This window comes from Pelagibaculum spongiae (assembly GCF_003097315.1).
Lineage (GTDB): Bacteria > Pseudomonadota > Gammaproteobacteria > Enterobacterales > Pelagibaculaceae > Pelagibaculum > Pelagibaculum spongiae.
Map to the genome: position 1 here is coordinate 78356 of NZ_QDDL01000006.1, position 21378 is coordinate 99733.

General features: G+C 43.9%; 16 protein-coding genes. 10 read left to right on the top strand and 6 right to left on the bottom strand.

The window, feature by feature from the left end; genetic code table 11:
• Positions 1–32: 32 nt before the first annotated feature.
• The gene (locus DC094_RS14540) at positions 33–1256 is read right to left on the bottom strand and encodes a GGDEF domain-containing protein (RefSeq protein WP_116687852.1); all 1224 of its coding nucleotides are present in this window, start codon (positions 1254–1256) and stop codon (positions 33–35) included.
• Positions 1257–1747: 491 nt separating this feature from the next.
• Between DC094_RS14540 and glnA the strand changes: the two genes are divergently transcribed.
• The 5 genes from glnA (at position 1748) to DC094_RS14575 (ending at position 8098) form a co-directional block, all read left to right on the top strand.
• Positions 1748–3157 carry a glutamate--ammonia ligase gene (gene glnA, locus DC094_RS14550; protein ID WP_116687854.1) on the top strand — a complete coding sequence of 470 codons (1410 nt, stop codon included), beginning with the start codon at positions 1748–1750 and terminating at the stop codon, positions 3155–3157.
• A gap of 782 nt (positions 3158–3939) precedes the next feature.
• Positions 3940–4470 carry a DUF4124 domain-containing protein gene (locus DC094_RS14560; RefSeq protein WP_116687856.1) on the top strand — a complete coding sequence of 177 codons (531 nt, stop codon included), beginning with the start codon at positions 3940–3942 and terminating at the stop codon, positions 4468–4470.
• Between the two features lie 275 nt (positions 4471–4745).
• Entirely contained in the window at positions 4746–5987 is a 1242-nt protein-coding gene (glnL, locus tag DC094_RS14565) for a nitrogen regulation protein NR(II) (RefSeq protein ID WP_116687857.1), read from the top strand.
• 12 nt (positions 5988–5999) lie between these two features.
• Complete coding sequence (ntrC, locus tag DC094_RS14570; RefSeq protein WP_116687858.1) at positions 6000–7439, top strand: nitrogen regulation protein NR(I); 1440 nt, start codon at positions 6000–6002, stop codon at positions 7437–7439.
• A gap of 200 nt (positions 7440–7639) precedes the next feature.
• Positions 7640–8098 carry a DUF3465 domain-containing protein gene (locus DC094_RS14575; RefSeq protein WP_116687859.1) on the top strand — a complete coding sequence of 153 codons (459 nt, stop codon included), beginning with the start codon at positions 7640–7642 and terminating at the stop codon, positions 8096–8098.
• A 1152-nt stretch (positions 8099–9250) separates the two neighbouring features.
• Here the strand turns inward: DC094_RS14575 and DC094_RS14580 are convergent.
• Entirely contained in the window at positions 9251–9550 is a 300-nt protein-coding gene (locus DC094_RS14580; RefSeq protein WP_116687860.1) for a hypothetical protein, read from the bottom strand.
• Between the two features lie 123 nt (positions 9551–9673).
• Between DC094_RS14580 and DC094_RS14585 the strand changes: the two genes are divergently transcribed.
• The 3 genes from DC094_RS14585 to DC094_RS14595 all read left to right on the top strand — a co-directional run bounded on the left by DC094_RS14585 (position 9674) and on the right by DC094_RS14595 (position 13154).
• Positions 9674–10354, top strand: coding sequence for a fumarate reductase cytochrome b subunit (locus DC094_RS14585; protein WP_116687861.1), 681 nt, complete (start codon positions 9674–9676; stop codon positions 10352–10354).
• 71 nt (positions 10355–10425) lie between these two features.
• A complete protein-coding gene (locus tag DC094_RS14590) occupies positions 10426–12417 on the top strand; it encodes a fumarate reductase flavoprotein subunit (protein ID WP_116687862.1) in 1992 nt (663 codons plus the stop codon).
• Positions 12417–13154 carry a fumarate reductase iron-sulfur subunit gene (locus tag DC094_RS14595; RefSeq protein ID WP_116687863.1) on the top strand — a complete coding sequence of 246 codons (738 nt, stop codon included), beginning with the start codon at positions 12417–12419 and terminating at the stop codon, positions 13152–13154. Before DC094_RS14590 ends, DC094_RS14595 begins: the two co-directional genes overlap by 1 nt.
• A gap of 88 nt (positions 13155–13242) precedes the next feature.
• Here DC094_RS14595 and DC094_RS14600 read toward each other — a convergent pair whose 3' ends face one another.
• Complete coding sequence (locus DC094_RS14600) at positions 13243–14589, bottom strand: hypothetical protein (RefSeq protein ID WP_133245563.1); 1347 nt, start codon at positions 14587–14589, stop codon at positions 13243–13245.
• A 464-nt stretch (positions 14590–15053) separates the two neighbouring features.
• Here DC094_RS14600 and DC094_RS14605 point away from each other — a divergent pair, with 464 nt between their 5' ends.
• Complete coding sequence (locus DC094_RS14605) at positions 15054–15227, top strand: hypothetical protein (RefSeq protein ID WP_206605667.1); 174 nt, start codon at positions 15054–15056, stop codon at positions 15225–15227.
• A gap of 73 nt (positions 15228–15300) precedes the next feature.
• Here DC094_RS14605 and DC094_RS14610 read toward each other — a convergent pair whose 3' ends face one another.
• The 3 genes from DC094_RS14610 to rimO form a co-directional block, all read right to left on the bottom strand.
• The gene (locus tag DC094_RS14610) at positions 15301–17136 is read right to left on the bottom strand and encodes a hypothetical protein (RefSeq protein WP_133245564.1); all 1836 of its coding nucleotides are present in this window, start codon (positions 17134–17136) and stop codon (positions 15301–15303) included.
• A gap of 370 nt (positions 17137–17506) precedes the next feature.
• A complete protein-coding gene (locus DC094_RS14615) occupies positions 17507–18697 on the bottom strand; it encodes a M20 aminoacylase family protein (protein WP_339374127.1) in 1191 nt (396 codons plus the stop codon).
• A 186-nt stretch (positions 18698–18883) separates the two neighbouring features.
• Positions 18884–20221 carry a 30S ribosomal protein S12 methylthiotransferase RimO gene (gene rimO / locus DC094_RS14620; protein ID WP_116687866.1) on the bottom strand — a complete coding sequence of 446 codons (1338 nt, stop codon included), beginning with the start codon at positions 20219–20221 and terminating at the stop codon, positions 18884–18886.
• Between the two features lie 251 nt (positions 20222–20472).
• Here rimO and DC094_RS14625 point away from each other — a divergent pair, with 251 nt between their 5' ends.
• Positions 20473–21378 (top strand): DMT family transporter, encoded by a 906-nt coding sequence (locus DC094_RS14625; protein WP_116687867.1) that lies wholly within the window; start codon positions 20473–20475, stop codon positions 21376–21378.

Here is a 21378-nt window from a genome sequence, read left to right on the forward strand (position 1 = left end):
TAAGCACTATTCAAACATGACTCAGGCGCTATTCATGCACTACGAGAAAATTGTTGAGGGTAGCTAATTGAACAATTTCGGCCAGACGATTTGGCGTAATACAGGGCACTGTCAGCTTCTTCGACTAGTTGCCGACAATGCATATTGCTACAGATTTGTTCTCGAGTAGCAATGCCAATTGAAAGCGTAATGAAATTACTGGTGGGAGATTTTTTATGTTCCAGATTTAATCCAACAATTTTATTGCGGATTTTTTCAGCAATAATTTTGGCGCCTTTGGCATCGGTATTCGGTAATAAAACGGCAAACTCTTCCCCGCCATAACGAGCAACTTGATCGGTGGCGCGTTCCAAACTATCGCGAATTGCACCGGCTACCAGCTTGAGCGCTCGGTCGCCATTCACATGGCCTAGGTAATCGTTATAAAGTTTGAAATGGTCGATATCTAGCAGAATAACTGAATAGGGCTGAAGCCGATGCTTAGCCTGATGCCAGCCTTTTTGTAATAACTCATCAAAAGCACGCCGATTGGCAATACTAGTCAGGCTATCGATATTGGCCATTTTCCGCAGTGCTTCTTTTAACTGCATGGTTTCGGTTTGGGTCCGGCACATTCTTTTGGCAGACAACGCCAACACTAGCAGAATAAGGGTGCCAATCAGCTTCAATGTCATATCGATTTGATCATTGCTGCTGAGTAGAATTTTTATTGCGCTAGGGGGAATCAGTATTAGCAGGTAGGCCGCCAGTAAACGCGGACTAGATGAATGATGGTAGCTTGCACCATGGGCAATAATGCCAATGACGATAATCATATAAAGCTGGTGTTTGGCAGAAGATTCTGGAAATAAAATCATGCTGCCAGCACTCCAGACAATAGCTGAAGTTAGCGTGGATACTGCATAGATTAAATACCAATAGCGACTGGCGGGTTGGCCATTTTTTTCATATTTCCAGCCGATAAACACTCTGCCGCTATTTACGACCAAAACTGAAAGTATCCACCAGGCAAGCGCAATAGGCTGTATTACTGGCTGTAATAAAAGAGCCAGTACAGCTGCAAATACCAGATTGTTCAGCCAAGTACTTCGCCATGCACCAAGTGCAAAGGTGAGCCGCTGCCGAAGCAGAGGGTCCTGGCCGATAGATGCATCCAGGATCAAATTTGTTTTTCTTTTATTACCACCATTTTGCCAGATTATCCGCTGCCCACTATTTAAGCAATTACCATAAAGAGAAAATATTATTTGTCTCATCGATATTGCTAGATTGTTTTGAATATTACTCTGTTGTTTTATTGAGTTTTTTAACGAAATTTTGATATTGAAATATTTTGAATATTTATCGGCGTAAGCAGTCTGATTTCAACCGATATGCGGCAACAAGAGAACAAACTAGTTATTGAAGTAATCTACGGCAATCACAGATTTTACTTTTGCCAGTGGCAAATTGGCCATTGCAGCGGCAGCGTAAAGTGATAGCATCGAAAAGTCTCTATCATGGGCTGCACTAAGTTGGTGCGCCATTCGCGAGTGACGCACTGAAATGATGCGCAAAGTAATCTCAAAGCCAGTTCTTAAGTATCGTTTTATGCTGCATAAGTAATATTGATCTTTATGTTTCAATTGCTTATGTCGATTGGCACAAGCTTTGCTGTATCTCAGTCGTGCTCAATCCTGACTGCAAAAGCAGCAGGAAAAAACAGTCATAACTACAAACTGTAAGTTTTGTCGGAGGATGTTGTCAGATGTCTGCGGAAAAAGTGCTGGAAATGATCAAGGAAAACGACGTTCGTTACGTCGATCTCCGTTTTACTGATACCAAGGGTAAAGAGCAGCACGTTACCGTGCCAGCCAGCACCCTGGATGTTGACGCCTTCACTGAAGGTAAGATGTTTGATGGTTCTTCTATTGCTGGTTGGAAGGGCATTAACGAATCTGACATGATCCTGATGCCTGACGCAGATAGCGCGGTATTGGATCCATTCTTTGAAGATTCAACTCTGAACCTGCGCTGTGACATCGTCGAGCCAACCACTATGACTGGTTACGAGCGTGATCCACGTTCTGTTGCCCATCGTGCAGAAGAGTATCTAAAGTCTACCGGTATCGGCGACACCGCATTATTTGGCCCAGAGCCAGAGTTCTTCTTGCTGGACGATGTTCGCTGGAAAGTCGACATGCGCGGTGCTTCTTATGAGATCGACTCTCAAGAAGCTGCTTGGAACTCAGGCCGTAGCTACGAAGAAAACAACATGGGCCACCGCCCAGGTGTTAAAGGTGGTTACTTCCCAGTACCTCCAGTCGATTCATCCCAGGATATCCGCTCCCAGATGTGTAACATCATGGAAGAAATGGGTCTGGTAATTGAAGCGCATCACCATGAAGTTGCGACCGGCAACCAGAACGAAATTGCTTGCCAGTACAACACACTGGTAAAGAAAGCAGACGAAACTCAGATCCTGAAATATGTAGTGCATAATGTTGCACATGCATATGGCAAGACTGCGACTTTCATGCCTAAGCCAGTTGTCGGTGATAACGGTTCTGGTATGCACGTTCACATGTCGATTGTTAAAGATGGTGAAAACACCTTCGCAGGCAATGGTTATGGTGGTCTGAGCGAAACGGCTCTGTATTACATTGGTGGTGTGATCAAGCACGCACGTTCATTGAACGCATTCACCAACGCGTCAACTAACTCTTACAAGCGATTGGTTCCAGGCTTTGAAGCACCAGTAATGCTGGCTTACTCAGCACGTAACCGTTCTGCTTCAATTCGTATTCCATATGTGACTAGCCCGAAGGCACGTCGTATTGAAGTGCGTTTCCCTGATCCTACCGCTAACCCATACTTGGCATTCGCTGCCTTGTTAATGGCTGGCCTGGACGGCATTCAGAACAAGATCCATCCTGGCGATGCTATGGATAAAGACTTGTATGACCTGCCAGCGGAAGAAGCAAAAGAGATTCCAACCGTAGCTGCTTCTTTAGAGCAAGCGCTGGAATGTCTGAATGAAGATCGTGATTATCTGACTCGTGGCGGTGTATTCACCGACGATATGATCGATGCATATATCGCGCTGAAAAACGATGAAGTTACTGCTCTGAACATGACAACTCACCCAATTGAGTTTGAAATGTACTACTCCCTGTAATTTCTCGGGCGTAATGAAGGCCGGTTACCGTAAGGTGACCGGCCTTTTTATTTATAGGGACATAATGTATATCGCAAGGAGGCAGGATGCCGGTGCGTGTATTTATAGGGACATAATGTATATCGCAAGGAGGCAGGATGCCGGTGCGTGTATTTATAGGGACATAATGTATATCGCAAGGAGGAACTCACATGGATGTGAGAAATGCAGATAATGCCGGGAGCAATTATCTGTCAGGATGCCGGTGCGACGATTTTTAGCGAAGCTTTTCGTTTTGCGACTCAGTACCGTGGCAACCGTGCATAGGCCAGAGTTTTGTTTTTGTTGGCTCTCTATAGTTCTATCCAACAGCAGCGAACAAGCTTGCTCACCAGTTTTAACAGATAGCGTATATTGCTTCTGGCCCAAATCCGCCGACTAAACCCGGCGGATTTTTATTTATAGGGACATAATGTATATCGCAAGGAGGCAGGATGCCGGTGCGTGTATTTATAGGGACATAATGTATATCGCAAGGAGGAACTCACATGGATGTGAGGAATGCAGATAATGCCAGAAGCAATTATCTGTCAGGATGCCGGTGCGACGATCTTTGCCAAACCAGCAAGGTCTTTTAAAATCCTACGCTAGGTAGTTATTTCGGCAATACTCTCTGTTGATTTGGCTAAAATTTCTAAAACAGGTTTCCTGTCGACAGAATTTGCATTAATTTGGATAGATAATCCGGGCTTTGACGGATCGCCATATACCGGCAAAAATCTACATAAACGGAGAGTAGATTGATGATCAAGCTGAGACCATTTTTGATATTAAGCAGCCTGTTAGCAGCCACTTTAGTTGCTTTGCCAGCAAGTGCTGAGCTCTACCGCTACGTCGATAAAAATGGCAATACGATTTATACCGATAAGCAGGTTGCGGGCTCTGAGCTAGTGAATGTTGGTAAAGGGCAAACTTATAAAGCGACCAAACCTAGTCGTCGCTACAACAACAGCTCCAGCAATAAAAGCACTCAGCCTGCTAGTAATCAGATTCCTAAAATTACGATTACCAATCCTACGTCCGGCCAAGCGATTCGAGCCAATGATGGTAGCCTATCGATTAGTTTATCGTTAGCACCTTCGCTAGGGCAGAACGATAAGTTAGAAGTATTGTTAGATGGCAAAGTGGTCGGAAATAGCCCAAGTGTGGCTTTGAAAAATATTGATCGTGGCAGTCACACCGTTACTGCCCGAGTACTCAGATTTGGTAAGCCAGTCGCGACTACATCTAGTAGTTTCAATATTTTACGGGCTTTTCGTCGATCAGCTCCCTAATAACTATTCTAAAAATTCCCTAGGCCTTGGCTGAAAAAGTCAGGGCTTGATTTTTAGTTCCTTCCAAGCGTTTCCCTCTAGCAAGCCGCAATAGAAATCAATTGGTATCAGTTGCACCATCAGTGCTTCGGTATGCTCTATTTTGGTGCATACTAAAGATCAATTGATTCTAATATGACCTGTTTTAGATCTTGTCTGACCAATTCAAGCGCGTGATAAGAATCCTCGCGTATTAAGACAAGTGAACTGGTCTGCTTCTTGCACTGGTAATTGTCATGAAACTAAAAACATCAGAACTCCAGCCCAGCAATAAACTGCTGGATAGCTTGTCGACATCAGTGATGATGCTGGACGAGCAATTGGTGATTCGATATGTCAATGCAGCAGCAGAAGCCTTACTAGAAATCAGTGCCCGCCGTTTAACTGGGTTAGATGTGCTGGATGTTTTTGCCAGTCATCTATTTACTAAAGAAAAGTTATCTGGCGTATTTGGTTTGGGGCATCCATTTGCCGAGCGAGAGCTAGATCTGGAATTACCTGGTAATCGACACTTACTGGTCGATTGTTTTGTCAGTGCGATGTTGGAATCTTCAGGTGAGCAATACCTGTTGCTAGAGATGCAACCAATGGAACGCCATCGTCGTATTAACCGGGAAGAAAGTTTGCGCAGTCAGCAGCAAGCTACTCAAGGTATGTTGCGCGGATTGGCCCATGAAGTAAAAAATCCACTCGGCGGAATTCGCGGTGCAGCTCAGTTATTACATGGTGAATTAACCGACCCAGAACAGCGTGAATACACCGACGTTATTGTTGCAGAAGCAGACCGTTTAAAAGTATTGGTTGATCAAATGCTCGGTCCGCGTCAGGCACCGAACATGCAACCTTTGAATATTTTAAAAGTGCTAGAACGAGTGGCCCAAGTATTAAAAGCAGAATATCCGGAAGATATCGATTTTATTCGTGATTATGACCCGAGCATTCCCGATCTAATGGCAGATAAAGGAATGCTGATTCAGTCGGTTCTGAATATCACTAGAAATGCGGTGGAAGCGATTAAAGGTCAGGCAATTAATTTGTATCTAGATAGAAACGAATTACCGCCAACTGAAAATATCGAACCAATTGCTAAGGGTGAAATCACCCTCAGAACACGCGCATTACGCCAGTTTACGATTGGTCATATTCGACATCGTTTAGTTTGTCGAATTGATATTACCGATAATGGCCCGGGGATACCGGAAGATTTATTGGAAAATATTTTTTATCCAATGGTGACAGGCCGTGCTGAAGGTACCGGCTTAGGGCTTTCAATTGCACAATCTTTAATTAGCCGCCATCAGGGCTTAATCGAATGTGAAAGCCACCCCGGTTGTACTGTATTTACGATTTTATTGCCTTTGCAATCAAATCGGCCATCTAAAACAAACAGCCAAGCAAAACAAAGCCCGCAATCGATGAACAATTCACCATGTGTGCCGGATAAAAATATCAGTGCCGCAATGGTCGAGCAACAATAAAAGGAGTCAGCTATGTCACAAGACAAAGTATGGATAATTGATGATGATAGCTCGATTCGCTGGGTTTTAGAGCGGGCATTTACCAAGGCTGATATTGCTTGGCAAAGTTTTGATAATGCACTGCCAGCTTTAGATGCGCTGGAATATGACATGCCAACGGCGATGATTACCGATGTTCGAATGCCGGGTTTAGATGGCATGCAATTAATGCAGCGAGTACATAAGCGTCGGCCTGATGTACCGGTTATTGTAATGACAGCTCATTCGGATTTGGATAGCGCAGTAGCAGCTTATGAAGGTGGCGCTTTTGAATACTTGCCCAAGCCATTTGATATGGAAGAAGCGGTTGCAGTAGTGCGGCGTGCTTTTCAAAATTTCCATGAAAATCATCAGCAAGAAGTCATAGCCGATGATGCGGATACACCAGAAATTGTCGGTAAAGCACCTTCAATGCAAGAAGTATTTCGGGCAATTGGTCGGTTAGCAAAATCCAATATTACCGTGATGATTAATGGCGAATCGGGTACCGGTAAAGAGTTGGTTGCCAGAGCATTACATCGCCATAGTCCTCGCCGAGATAATACTTTTATTGCTTTAAATATGGCGGCTATTCCTAAAGATTTAATTGAATCAGAATTGTTTGGCCATGAAAAAGGTGCCTTTACCGGTGCCGCGGGTTCTCGCCAAGGTCGCTTTGAACAATCGAATGGCGGCACGCTTTTTTTAGATGAAATTGGCGACATGCCATTAGAAGTACAAACGCGGTTATTGCGAGTGTTAGCTGATGGTGAGTTTTATCGAGTGGGTGGCCATACGCCGATAAAAGTTGATGTACGAATTATTGCGGCAACTCACCAAGATCTAGAGCAGCGGGTAAAAGAAGGAAAATTCCGCGAAGATTTATTTCATCGGTTAAATGTTATTCGAGTGCATTTACCTCGGCTGGCCGATCGTGCTGAAGATATCCCCGATTTAATTAATCATTTTCTGGCGGCTGCGGCGCGGGAAATGGGCGTTGAAGCCAAGGTATTAACATCAGATACTGAAAAATATATGTCGAGCCTCGATTGGCCAGGTAATGTTCGCCAGTTAGAAAACACTTGTCGCTGGTTGACGGTTATGGCCAGTGGCCGCGAAGTTCATGTTTCTGATTTACCGCCCGAGTTACTTCAGGTTGATCAGGAAACTCAAATCGATGGTGATTGGCAAACTGGCCTTAAGCGCTGGGCAGAAACCAGCCTAGCAGCCGGTAAAGAAGGCTTGTTGGAAGAAGCAGTACCATGCTTTGAAAAGATTATGATTGAAGCTGCCTTGAAGCATACCGCAGGCAGAAAGCGCGATGCTGCGGTATTGCTTGGCTGGGGTAGAAATACGCTGACTCGAAAGCTAAAAGAACTGGGGTTGGATGAATACCGCAGTGATGGTGCTTTAGAGAAAGAAGAGCAGATTTGAATCTTGCTCTCATCGTAGGTTAGATAAATACAGCGTCATCTAACATTTTTAATTGTCAGAAGGCGCTAGTGCTTTTCTAACCTTGTATCTGCAGATACGAGGTTTGCCAACAAATACCAAGTTGTCTGATTGCGCCTTTGGCTTATCAAACCTACAGTTTTTAATCAAATAACTTCCGATATTATTAGACGAAACCCTCTATGAAAAAATTCCGCTTTATTCTGCCATTAATGCTGCTAGCAATTGCACTATGGATTTCCGGTGTCCCGTTAATTTATGACTCGGTTCCAGAAGAAATTCAGCTGGCTGAAAAATATCAATTCACACCATTGCGAACCATCCAAAAAGCCTTCGATGATGAAACATCGGACTTGCAAATTCTGCAGCAGGGTAAGGTTTATAAAATTCTTGAAGATGACCTTGATGGCACGCGGCATCAAAAATTTATTATTGGTTTAATTAATGGCCAGACTTTATTGCTGGCCCACAACATCGATTTGGCTCCGAGAATCGATAACCTGCAAGCAGGTGATCGAGTGATCTTCTTTGGTGAATACGAGTGGAACAAGCATGGCGGTGTGGTTCATTGGACCCATAAAGACCCGGCAGCTCAACATGTGGATGGTTGGATTGATCATCAGGGAATTCGCTACCAATAAGCGATGTTTTGTAGTTGTGGTTAACTAATGCAATTTAGTCGACTTGGTTGAATAGATTATTGGGTAAGGCTTTGGGTAACCTGTTGGCTAGCTTTGAGTAAGTTGTGGGCAGTTGTGAATAAAATCGCTAATCCATTTATTGGTAACGCTTTTTGCCGACGGGCCAAATAACCAGTTTTTTGTGAATAACTTCTCTAGGATCAAACGCTAATCGAAGCCGAAATAGCACATCTTGTGTTGTGGAAAACTTTAGTGTCTAAATGCTAATAACCGATTTTGTGGATAAGTCTTGGTGATTTATGATTGTCAGATCGCTAGTGGGTTGTCACTTAATTGTGGTGCAGTTGTTGCTTAGTACACGAAACCTGTGGATAACTCGGTGGTTAACCTCTGTACATACCTTGCACAAACTTCCATCCTGCTGATAACTCAACCTCACAGGCCGATTTGAAAAAGTGATCAAAAATTGAGCAGTGAGTTAAATTGTTTTGGTGGCCACAAGGCTTGATGCGACCGAAAATGTTTCCGATATTTTTCGGCATTTCCCACTGTTTTTCTCCATGTAGATCATGCAACGAAATCAGACATCGACCAACAAATTTCAAGGTATCTGATTGCGTCTTAGGTTTGTCAAACGACGGGTTCGTTATTAATTAATACAAGAATAAAAACGCCTTTTAGGGCAGTAGAATTTAATAAATGCACACTCTCCTGAGGCACTTAATTCCATGCTACAAGGTTGTACTGAGCCTACTGCGAACTACAACTTGACCATGGAAAAATTTATTCCAACGGTTGATATTTGTATTTTCCGAGTGGTAATTGGCCAATTGTTTGCTCGGCGTTTATCGAAGACCTCGAAAGTTGCAGGTCGCGCCTACCGCTGCTCCGTGCAACCTTGAGCCTGGCCAGAAGGCGCTGTTTTTCTAACCCACAGCGATCTTTTACTCCCCCCCAACATGCATTGATTAATCTTATTAATTAGCCTGCTGAGCATTTTCGCTTGGGTGCGTTAAATTTTCCTGTTCAGTGACTATCCCTTCTGAGGTAGCCATTTCTCAGCAAATTTTGTTCGTTTTTTGGTTCGTTTACTGGCATAACACTGTTGTCTGTTTTGACATAGGTCAGGCCAATTTTGTAGCGACAAGCGCACTATTCTTGCAGTGCAATTTTAACTGCGAGGCTTTTGTTTTCACTGCGAAAGTGGGATGTTGAAGATGCATTCAAAAACAGTGAATGCTGGTATGGCGGGGCAATAGGTTCCAATCGGCCAGCAGATTGATCGTTAGGTTGCTCGCCGGTTTGGTGTTGCTCGCTGAAACAAACAGCCACTTCATCTGAGTGTTTGATAGAACGGTTGTTGATCATTGCTGCCACTCTTGCCAAGTCAATACCAAGCAGCGAGCGCCATTGATCAAGCCAGTAGATGATAAAAATAACGACCGATAGCAAGGTTTGGTATTCCCAGATGCGGAATCATTAAGCCAAATTTGCTGCAGTTGCCCGGATAGGTAGCTGAAACGACAGATTTCTCAGACCTTCAATTAAGCTGTTCAAGCTAGGAGACAGGGTTTAATGACTGCAAAACTCTTAACGGATGCTAAACGCTGGAGCGCCAGACTCGATGTCGGGCAAAGCTTATCTGGCGCATTGCTTACCATCTTTCTCTGGACTCACCTGATTCTGGTTTCATCGATTTTACTCGGTGGCGATGCGATGGATTTTGTCGCCAGAAATATGGAACTAGCCTTTTTGACAGAAAACGGTCATGGCTATCCATGGGTGGTTACGGTGATTGCGATAGGCATTGGTGCCCTGGCAGTAATTCATATGTTAAGCGCACTTTATCGGTTGCCATTACAAGTAAAACAGCGACTAGCACTGCGTAATCATTTACAAGTTGTTCAACATGGCGATACCAAGCTTTGGGTTTGGCAGGCAGTGACCGGTGTGGTGATTATGGTGCTGCTGCCGGTTCATTTATGGTTGATTGGCTCGGATCCGATTTCAGTGGGTGCGGTAGGCTCGGCCACTCGAATCTGGATTGACCATGCATGGGTTTTATATATTCCATTGTTATTAGCAGCCGAAATACATGCCGCAATCGGCGCATATCGAGTAGTAATTAAATGGGGTCTGGTAAAAAATCTCGACCAGCGTGAAAAATTACGTCGTCTGAAAACTATTTTCAGTCTGGTGTTTATCTCTGTGGGAATGTTGTCATTGGCGGCTTTTTGGCCACATGCAGCAGGTTAACTACCAGTCTCGAAATTTGTTAATTCAAACTTTCGAGTGGACTCAAAATTAGGTTTTCAGCAGGAGCGACCATGAAGATTATCTATACCGATTCGCTGGTAATCGGTGCCGGCCTGGCAGGATTGCGTGTAGCGATTGCCTGTAAGAAGCAAGGATTAGACACCCAGGTTTTATCGCTGGTTCCCGCCAAGCGTTCCCACTCAGCCGCTGCCCAAGGTGGCATGCAGGCGTCTTTGGCCAATACCACCAAAGGCCAGGGCGATGATGAAGATGTTCATTTTATGGACACCGTCAAAGGCTCTGACTGGGGCTGCGACCAAGAAGTCGCCAGAATGTTTGCCCATGTGGCACCCAAAGCAGTCCGTCAGTTAGCCAGTTGGGGCGTGCCTTGGAGCAGAATTAAAAAAGGGCCACGTCAAGTTGTGGTCAATGCCGAAAAAGTCACCATTGAAGAAGCCGAACAGGCCCATGGATTAATTAATGCCCGTGACTTTGGCGGCACCAAAAAATGGCGGACTTGCTACAGTTCAGACGGCACTGGCCATGCGCTATTAAATACAGTCGATAACAAAGCCATCGAGCTGGGTATTCCAGTTCATGAGCGGGTTGAAGCATTGTCGTTAATTCATGATGGCAAGCGCTGCCACGGTGCAGTGGTTCGCGATTTAATTAGTGGTGAATTATTTGCTTATATTGCCCGCGCAACCACCGTTGCCACCGGCGGTTATGGCCGAATTTATTCGGTATCGACCAATGCCGTGATTTGCGAAGGCATCGGCCAAGCCATTGCGCTAGAAACTGGCGTTGCACAATTAGGCAATATGGAAGCGGTGCAATTTCACCCAACCGCAATTGTTCCCGTTGGTATTTTAACCACCGAAGGTTGCCGGGGTGATGGCGGTTTATTACGCGATAAAGACGGTTACCGCTTTATGCCCGACTATGAGCCAGAGAAAAAAGAATTGGCTTCGCGCGATGTGGTTTCTCGCCGTATGACCGAACACATGCGAAAAGGCAAGGGTGTCGATAGTCCTTATGGTCCACATTTATGGCTCGATATTACGTTACTAGGCCGGGAGCATATCGAAAAGAATTTACGTGAAGTAAAAGAAATTTGTGAAAGCTTTTTAGGCATAGATCCAGCCGAAGAATATATTCCGGTTCGGCCAACCCAGCATTACTCCATGGGTGGCATTAAAACCAATGCCAAGGGCATGAGCCCGACTTTAGAAGGTTTATTCTCAGTCGGTGAAGCAGCTTGTTGGGATATGCACGGATTTAACCGATTGGGCGGAAATTCATTGGCGGAAACTGTAGTGGCAGGAATGATTGTCGGTGAATATGTTGCTGAGTTCTGCCACGAAACTGATTTAATTGTTGATACCGGATTAATTAAAACCAGCGTAGATAAACTACAGCAAGAAATTGATCAATTATTAGAAAGTAAAGCCGGTGAAAATGTATTTGAGATAAAAGAGCAAATGCAACAAGTCATGATGAATTATGTTGGTATTTTCCGAAATGGAGATGAACTAACTAAAGCGGTTTCAGAATTACGTGACTTATTACGCCGCTCAAGAAAAATTCAACTGAAATGTAAAAAGCGCCATTCTAACCCAGAACTGGTCGAAGCGTTACGGGTGCGCCGAATGCTTAAAGTAGCGCTATGTGTTGCCAAAGGTGCCCGCGACCGGACCGAAAGCCGCGGTGCCCATGCCCGGGAAGATTTCCCCGAGCGAAATGACCGCGACTGGTTAAAGCGTACTTTAGCCAACTGGTCAGCAGAAGGTGAACTGGAGCCAGAGCTGAGCTACGAAGCGCTCGATATTATGAAAATGGAAATTCCACCGGGTTATCGTGGTTACGGTATCAACAATGCGATTCATCATTCAGACACCGAAAAGCGTCTGGCTGAAATTGAAGCCATTGTTAAAAATCTGCCAGAAAATGCCACCCGCGAGCAAAAACAAGCCGCCATTATGGCGTTTGATTTGCCGATTGATTTAGGTGAGCCAAACCAGCGAGCTGATATGACAGCAATCAACCAACAGGAGGCTAAATAATGGCGAAAGGTCGTATTGTCACCTTCAAAATATTCCGCTTCGACCCGCAGGTTGATGACAAACCAAGAATGGTTTCTTATCAGCTGGAAGAAGCACCGGGCATGACGGTTTTTATCGCATTAAATAAAATCCGTGCCGAGCAAGACCCATCATTACAATTTGATTTTGTTTGTCGCGCTGGCATTTGTGGCAGCTGTGCCATGGTAATTAATGGCTTACCGACTTTAGCCTGCAGAACTTTAACCAGTAAATTTGAAAACCCGGAACTGACATTAATGCCATTGCCCGGTTTTGAATTAATTGGCGATTTATCGGTAAACACCGGTAAGTTTATGCGTGAGCTAGCCGAGCGATTGGCATTGTATCTTCACCCTAAAAATGAAGACGACAATATTCACGCAGTGGAACAACGCATAGAACCGGAAGAAGCAGAAAAGGTTTATGAACTGGACCGCTGCGTAGAATGCGGCTGCTGTGTATCGGCCTGTGCCACCAAACAAATGCGTGAAACCTTTGTCGGTGCGGTCGGTATGATGAAACTGTCTCGCTTCGCTTTAGATAGCCGCGATGCCCGTGACGATGATGATTTTTACCATGTGTTGGGTAATCAAGACGGTGTGTTTGGCTGCATGAGCTTGCTCGGTTGCCAAGACACTTGCCCGAAAGATTTGCCGCATATGGAACAAATTGCTTATATGCGAAGGAAAGTGGCGGGGATACCTATTTTTAATAAATAACAGTTGCTTTAAAAATGGTGCGTTATTTTTAGCATAAAAAAACCCGGCAATAATCAATGCCGGGTTTTTTTATAGCCAATTATTGAGTTTATAAGTCATTAATTGACACAGCTATACCTGTTATTTTTTCACCACCGCTATTTTTAGTATAAACAGCAAGTTTAGAAGCAAAGGCTGGCTTTATCGTATTGTTTGGTATGCGAAATGTAAGATTGTTTCTATTATTAGCTTCCAATGAAATTATCGGTAGATCGTACAATCGATCACCAGCAGCATCAGCCCAGTAAAGCACGTAGTGAGTAATGTTGGTTTCATCTGGTGCGGCAGCTATTGTTACCGTGCCACTTAATTTACCTGCATTTGGATCAGTGTCGGTGAAACTAATTGCTGCAGCATCTAATATTGGCAGACCTATATCACTAATTGTTACAACAAAATCACGAAATGAAGCTGCTAAACCACCAGCATTTCGAGGTATAACAAACAAAAAACGTGCATCGGGCACTACAGGAGTATCGACGGGAAAAGTATATTGTAATGGGACGGTGTCAGCAGGAATACTCTCAATCAATGAAAGCCTTATTTGATTAGTCTTGCCCCAAAAAATATCGTAGTGAGTAGGGGGAAGAAAGCTTAGATCTGCTGCTGGTGTGATTGCTAGATTACCGGCTATCTGGCCGCCGTCAGGGTCAGTGTCAGTAAATGTCACGTTTTGTGGTGCACTCACAGGAGAAGCGCTTTCTATAATAGACAAATACCTTGGAATGGTATTTTCTTGCGTACCTAAATAGGTATAAGACAATATGTGAGTTACGCGTTCTGGAATGATTGTTGCCGTATTATTAGTATTGCTGCCCAAGCTATATATGAATCCATTATTTTTTATACCTCCTGCAAAACTCTCTGCATTAGGCAGTTTTTGAGTTTCGCTAACCCCCCAATATAGACGGTAGCCATCGATCATAGCTTCCGACGAGGACGCGATAACAGCTAACTGCCCCCCTAAAGAGCGAGGACGTTGATCAGCATCGGTTATTAAAACGCTGCCTGATTGAATTGTCAAAGGAGATGCACCCGCGTCGACAATTTCCATGTCGATACAAGTAGCCATTTCGGCGTCGTCATTGCCAGAAAACACTAGTAATTTATCTGCACCAACTCGAATTTGTGAAGCGTTTGCAGCAGGATAAAATCGATGAAAAACATTTCCACCAGTGGCAGCTATCCTGGCAATAGGCTCAGGATCAACTTTAATACAATCGTCTGTGCCCCAATAAAGGTTATATTCTGTTATATCGCTTTCATCAAGTGATGGTGAAATAGTTAAATCACCTGCAATCCTGCCAATGGCTAAATCTTCATCTTGAATGGAAAAGCTTAATGCGCCATCTTGAGGAGTCGGGTAAATTCCGTCGCAGGCAGTAATAGTTAACAAGCAGGTGGCCACGAAAGCCACTGCGCTTTTTTTAAGGGTGAATCTCGACATAGGGTGCATGAATATTAACCTCCGTGTTATCTCATGGCATAAATTAAAACGCAGCTGGTTACTCGTTTATAAAATTTGCTATTGGGTGTGTAAGCCATCCAGTTAAAGGTAGCTGCTCTACATCTCAATCAGGACAGATTTATAAACAATAGTTGGTTTATTGGCAATGGGTGCTTTTTCAAAATAGAAAGTGTGAGTAGTTTACTGAATTTCTTCGTGATTCATTGCATAGGTATTCGCAGAAGATGTAGGGGGAGTAAGATAATCTCTAAGGATGATGTGTTGAAGATTCACTACATTGCCTAGCCAACTGTTGGCTCAGCGCTAATTGAAATATCAGAGTTTTATTAATGAAAACCAATCGGTTTTTGTAGCCTACAAGCGTACTCTAAAATTAAAGCTGCGCACTCGACTTGCACAATGCCTGTGATGATGATTTCTTCCATGTATTAGGTAATCAAGACTGCGTGTTTGGCTGTATGAGCTTACTCGGTTGTCAGGACACTTGCCCCAAAGATTTACCGCATATGGAACAAATTGCTTATATGCGAAAGAAAGTGGCTGGGATACCGGTTTTTAATAAATAGGCTAATAAACAAACTATTTAAACTTAGCATAAAAAAACCCGGAATAAATGCCGGGTTTTTTTTGTTTTACACCTTAATTTGGCTGGTCAATTGCAATAAATGATGCAGTTGCGCTATTGCCATGAGCATTGACACCAACAACCAGCACGTGAGTTGCACCTGTTGGAATATCAGTTTCGTTATCAACATTATCAGCAAAATTGAATGAAAGATCTGTTTTTGAGACATTTGCCGCGATTACTGCATCTGCAGAGTCAATTTGTAAAATTGAGTTAGCGCCATCACCCCAATATATTGCGTAATGGGTGATATTAACTTCTTCAGAGGCGGCAGCAAAAGTCAGTTCATTTTCTAATTTATCATTAGCGGCTGAAGTGACACCATCAGTATCATTATCGACAAGAGTAATTAATCCAGGAGCTGCTGGTAACGCATTATCTACATTCGCAATAACAATATCTGTTTCTGATGTACTTTCACCTACAGCATTGCTACTGACGATGACAATATGTGTAGCAGCTGCAGGTACCACAGTGTTTAAAGGAATAGTTGCCGTTACATCTTCTTCAGAATTAGTAGCAACTCTGGTGATAGGTGTTTCGTACAACTTATTTTCTATTTCATTATCAGTGGCCCAATAAAGAACATACTCATCAACATCTGTTTCATCAGTAGCAGGTGCGATGGTTACGGTTCCAGAAAGTTCGTCAGCAGTTACATCACCATCAAAGAAAGTAACGGCGCCAGGACCATCTCCCGGAATGCTACCTGCAACATTATCAACGATGTCTTCTTCAACTGGTGCGCCGATGCGCTCGACTGAGTCTTTTACAGGAAATAGTAGGAAGTTATCTGCTAGTTCAGGAACCTGAGTGTTTTCAGAAAAGCTAAAGGTATATTCGTTAGTACCACTAACCGTTGCTACTTCACCTATGGCAGCGCCAACTTTATCTTCACCATCACCAAAGTAAATGTTGAATGAATTAAAGTCATCTTCTTCACCACTGGTTACTGAAAATTCTAAATCACCTTGAATTTGACCTTTGTCGTAATCCACATCGTTAAATGAAACACTTGCGATAGTTACGGTTGGGAAGCCTGCATCGGCAATTCGAACTGCGCGAGCCATTGTGGATTCAACTCGATCAGCATCAGCAACAGTACCAACGTAGCTATATACCAGCAAATGAGTTGCTCCAGTCGGCACAGCTACTGGGGCACCTAAATCTACACTAATTGAATCTGCTGAAGTTCCTTTTACAAAATCTTCTTTAAGGGCAGTGGAATTTAATTTGGTTGTTGCATTGCTACCCCAATAGACAACGTAGCCATCGATGATGTCGAAATTATCATCCGTAGCGTCACCATCATCAGTAAATTCTGTATAGGTAAGCTCGTTAACTGCAACTGTTGTATTGATTGTTCCTACATCAGTACTGGGATCTGTGAAAGTTGCTGCTGGAGGTTTTGGTAAACCACCAGCATCAGTCACAGCCATGGTGATACATTCTTTCATTTCGGTATCGCCATTACTGCTGAATACCATAATGTGGGTAGAGCCTTGTGGCATCACCGTATCTTCATCTAGAACATATTCAAGATTTTCACCGGTTTTATCGAGGCTAGTAAAAGCATCACCGACTTTATCGCAATCATCATTTCCCCAGTACAAATTGTATTTAGTGAAGCTATCTTCACTACTGGCTGGTGAAATGGTCAAAGTCGATGAAACCTGTCCAGAGTCGTTATCGCCATCAGCAGTCATGACAATACTCATGGCGCCAAAGGAAGGTGCTGCAGCTACTGGAGTGCTGCTATCACTACCGCCACAAGCAGTAATGGTTAAAAAGCTGGTGACGACTAAAGCCACTGCGCCTTTTTTAAAAATGGTTTTTGACATAGGGTGCATGAATATTAACCTCCGTGTTATCTCATGATACAAACCAAAACCACAGTTGGCTTTTGGTTTAAAACTTTTGCTATTGGGAATATAAATTAGCCAGTTAAACGTAGCTGCTTCTTTATCCCTAGAATGAAGGATGACTCAACAATAGTTGGTTTATTGATAATTGGTAGTTTTTGCAAAGTGAAAGGCGCTAGTAACCTACTGGGTTGCTCAAGTATTAATGGGTTTCTTTGAGATGGGAGTTTACTGAAAGCGGGTGTTTATCTGGGTTGGAGCAGGGAGTAGAAAATTTAAGTGTAATTTAAAAAAATATTTTTGTAATAAAAATGTAATGAAATGCTGGTTTATGATGAAGCACAAACCAGCCAAGTATTTAATTATTTAATTTAGCCAAGGCGATCCAAAAACTTGCTCCCAGCGGCAGAATTTCATCATTAAAATCGTAATAAGGATTATGCAGCCCTTTGCTTTGCTCGTGGTTGCCATTACCTAGCCAAAAATAAGCACCGGGTTTTCGCTGCAACATAAATGAAAAATCTTCTGAAGCCATGCTGGGCTGTAAATCGGTTATGACTTGTTCAGTTGATACCAATGATAAAGCGGTATTTATGCAAATATTTGCGTGTTCTGGTTGGTTAATCGTGGCTGGAGAAATTCGCCGGTAATTTAATTTGCCTGTTGCGCCGTAAGCCTCACAAATATGCTCAACATGCTGCTGCATTCTATGTTCGATTTTATCTTGGGTTTCTGCACAAAAAGTTCGACAGGTACCCGATAAAGTCACCGACTCTGGAATAACATTGTAAGCATCGCCACCCTGCATTTGAGTAATGCTGACCACACTGGCTTTTTGCGGATCTAATGAACGGCCAACAATACTTTGCAATGAAGTAATTAATTGACCGGCAACCACCACCGGATCGACACCGGCATGTGGCATTGCGCCATGGCTGCCACGGCCAGTAATTTCAATATCAAATACATCCATCGAAGCCATTACTGCGGTTTGATGAATTGCAAAACTGCCGGTAGGCACGCCTGGCCAATTATGAATGCCGTAAATGGCATCGACCGGGAATAGATCGAATAGTCCATCCTGACACATCACTTCTGCGCCATTTTCACCTTCTTCGGCGGGCTGAAAAATAAACACCACTCGGCCAGCAAAGTCTCGATGCTCAGCTAAATAACAAGCGGCACCCAGCAGCATGGCGGTATGGCCATCGTGACCACAGCCGTGCATTTTTCCCTGGTGAGTTGAGCAATGTTTGAATTGATTAAGTTCTTGTAGATTCAATGCATCCATATCGGCGCGAAGGCCAATGCAGCGATCGCTGGAAATATTGCCATCAAGCACGCCAACAACGCCGGTTTTTGCTAAGCCGGTATGCACTTCGATACCAAAACTTTTTAACAGCTCGGCAACTTTTGCTGCGGTTCGGTGCTCTTCAAAGGCGGTTTCTGGGTGGGCATGGAAGTCATGTCGCCATTGACGCATTTGCTGATGAAGCGGACTTTCAGGCTGAATAGACCAGCTGCTTGTATGCTCAGATTGCGTAGGCACGGCCAGAACTCCCGGGTAAATATTTAACTGCGATGAACCATTAGGGCGAAAAATAATGCGGAATACAAGGCTGTTGGATTTTTAGTATGAGCAACGGTATTGATCCTTCAACCGACTTACTATTTTGGGGCATAAAAAAAACCGGTCGCAGAATACGACCGGCTTGATTGAAAATTTTATCCAGAATTAATCTTCGGCAGGGCGGGCATAAAGGTCATATTCGTCAGCGTCATAAATTTCAACGTCAACCAAATCACCTGGCTGAAGCCCTTGGCCATTTTCTAGCCAAATGACGCTATCGGTGTCGGGCGCTTCTACAAAGCTGCGGCCATAAATTTCGCCGTTGTCACTCTCGCCATCAACCAATATCTGGTAGCGCTTGCCAATGCGTTGCTGAAGTTTTTCAGCACTGATTTGTTGCTGTAATTCAATTAAGCGCTCAAGACGTTGCTGTTTAATTTGTTCACTGACATTGCTAGAAAGCTGGTTGGCTGCGGCACCATCGACTGCGCAATAAGCTTGGCAGCCAATATGGTCTAGCTGCGCTTGCTTGAGGAAGTCGAGCAACATTTCAAAGTCAGCTTCAGTTTCACCGGGAAAACCAACCATAAAATGGGCTTTAAGGGCGATGTCTGAGCAGGTTTCTCGCCAGCTTTGAATGCGCTCTAATGCGTTTTCATTGGAAGCAGGTGCTTGCATTGCTCCGAGAATGGCTGGGCTGACATGCTGCAATTGTAGGTCGAGGTAAGGCAATATTGTGCCGTCGGCCATCAGTGGAATTAGCGCATCTAGTTCAGGTGCTAGGTAGGCATCTTGCAGTCGAATCCAAATTCCCATGCTGCCGAGATTTTCTAATAAATCTTTTAGGCGGGTGGCGATTTTTCTACCATTCCAATAATCAATTAGATAGTTACGATCTTTACCGTAAACACTAGTGTCGTGGGCAATGACTAATAACTCACCGGTACCTGCATTCATTAAGCGCTCTGCTTCTTCCAGCACACTGCCAGATGGCCGAGAGATTAGTTTTCCACGCAAGCTTGGCAAAATAGAGAAGCTGCAATGGTGATCGCAACCTTCTGAAATTTTAAGGTAGCCATAATGATGTGGCGTCAGTTTGATTCCTTGGGTAGGAACTTGCGCTGAAGCGAGTTGCTGAGCAGCTGAAATAGGGGCTTGTTGATGGACAGATTCAACGGTTTTCTCAATTGAGTGAGCCGCTTGAATGTCGAGCACTTGCGGATGCGCTTGACGAATCTTTTCTGCCAGCGAACCGCTACCCATACAACCGGTCACAATCACTTGGCCATTTTGCTGGATCGCTTCACCGATGGTATCGAGTGACTCTTGCTGCGCTTGGTCGATGTAACCACAGGTGTTAACGACAACAACATCGGCATCTTGATAATTATCAGATAGTTGATATCCATCGCGCGCCAGTTGACTGAGAATTCGCTCTGAATCCACCAAAGCTTTAGGGCATCCCAAGCTAACAAAACCAACTTTCGGTGAAGATTTATTCATTCAGAAAACCTCAGACTACAGAAAACGAGCAATTTTAAGGAAGCGGATGTTAAACCAGTTCGTGATGGTGAGATAGCGAGTTCGCTGCATTGTTTGTGATGTATCAATCTTGATAACCGGTTGATATTTAGTTGCCTTCACAAATACGCTTATCAAAAAGATGGGGGCTAACTACTTAAAATTCAAAAGAACCAAGTTTGTGGCATAGTCGGATTCTCTGCTGTTGTTACAAAAATGCTGGGACATTTATTTTGAAATCAGATTCCAATCGAACGGCCATGCTGATGTTGGTTTTTGCCTGCTTTTTTTGGGCAGGTAATGCACTGGTTGCTCGTAGTGTTGTTAACGAGACTGGCCCATTGGCACTGGCGTTCTTTCGTTGGTTGTTGGCATTGTTAATTGTTCTGCCATTCGCCAGAGGGATTTGGAAAAAGTCGAGCAGTTTACTTCAACATTGGCCAATGCTGTTGCTGCTAAGTCTGGTGAGTATTGTTGGTTACAACACTTTTTTATATCTGGCAGCACTAACTTCTTCAGCTTTAAATATTGGTTTAATTAGTGCCAGCATGCCGTTATTGACACTGCTATTGGCTCGGTTAATTTTGCAACAAGCCACTAGCCGATTGCAGTGGTTGTCGGTGTTATTGGCATGTGCCGGAGTGGTGTGGATTGTTTGCCAGGGAAGTTGGCAGCAGTTGCTGGCTTTTCAATTCAGTAACGGCGATTTATGGATGCTATTGGCGGCTTTGGATTGGTCGCTTTACAGCGTGCTATTACGAAAATATCAACAGCCGTTGCAACAGTTAGGCTTGTCAGTGACTGAACTATTGGCTGTCTTATTGATGATTGGTGTGCCCCTTTTGTTGCCACTATGGATTTGGGAGCAAACCGCATTCAATTATGTAGGGTTGGTGAATCAACAAGGGTTAATGGCGCTATTATATGTGGCGGTTTTTCCTTCTTTGCTGGCTTATATCTTCTGGATTAAAGGGGTTGCCAGCCTTGGTCCGGCAATGTCGGTAATGTTCATTCCATTAATTCCATTATTCGCCGCCATCGGTGGTTGGTTGTGGCTGGATGAATTCCTCAGCTCATGGCACTGGATTGGTGGAGGAATGATTTTATTGGGATTATTTTCATCAAAAAAAAATAATTGA

What these genes read in the sequence shown, in the direction of transcription:
- DC094_RS14610 (WP_133245564.1), bottom strand. Translation starts at nt 17,136, where the DNA reads ATGCACCCTATGTCAAAAACCATTTTTAAAAAAGGCGCAGTGGCTTTA.
- DC094_RS14595 (WP_116687863.1), top strand. Translation starts at nt 12,417, where the DNA reads ATGGCGAAAGGTCGTATTGTCACCTTCAAAATATTCCGCTTCGACCCG.
- DC094_RS14585 (WP_116687861.1), top strand. Translation starts at nt 9,674, where the DNA reads ATGACTGCAAAACTCTTAACGGATGCTAAACGCTGGAGCGCCAGACTC.
- rimO (WP_116687866.1), bottom strand. Translation starts at nt 20,221, where the DNA reads ATGAATAAATCTTCACCGAAAGTTGGTTTTGTTAGCTTGGGATGCCCT.
- DC094_RS14540 (WP_116687852.1), bottom strand. Translation starts at nt 1,256, where the DNA reads ATGAGACAAATAATATTTTCTCTTTATGGTAATTGCTTAAATAGTGGG.
- ntrC (WP_116687858.1), top strand. Translation starts at nt 6,000, where the DNA reads ATGTCACAAGACAAAGTATGGATAATTGATGATGATAGCTCGATTCGC.
- glnA (WP_116687854.1), top strand. Translation starts at nt 1,748, where the DNA reads ATGTCTGCGGAAAAAGTGCTGGAAATGATCAAGGAAAACGACGTTCGT.
- glnL (WP_116687857.1), top strand. Translation starts at nt 4,746, where the DNA reads ATGAAACTAAAAACATCAGAACTCCAGCCCAGCAATAAACTGCTGGAT.
- DC094_RS14560 (WP_116687856.1), top strand. Translation starts at nt 3,940, where the DNA reads ATGATCAAGCTGAGACCATTTTTGATATTAAGCAGCCTGTTAGCAGCC.
- DC094_RS14575 (WP_116687859.1), top strand. Translation starts at nt 7,640, where the DNA reads ATGAAAAAATTCCGCTTTATTCTGCCATTAATGCTGCTAGCAATTGCA.
- DC094_RS14590 (WP_116687862.1), top strand. Translation starts at nt 10,426, where the DNA reads ATGAAGATTATCTATACCGATTCGCTGGTAATCGGTGCCGGCCTGGCA.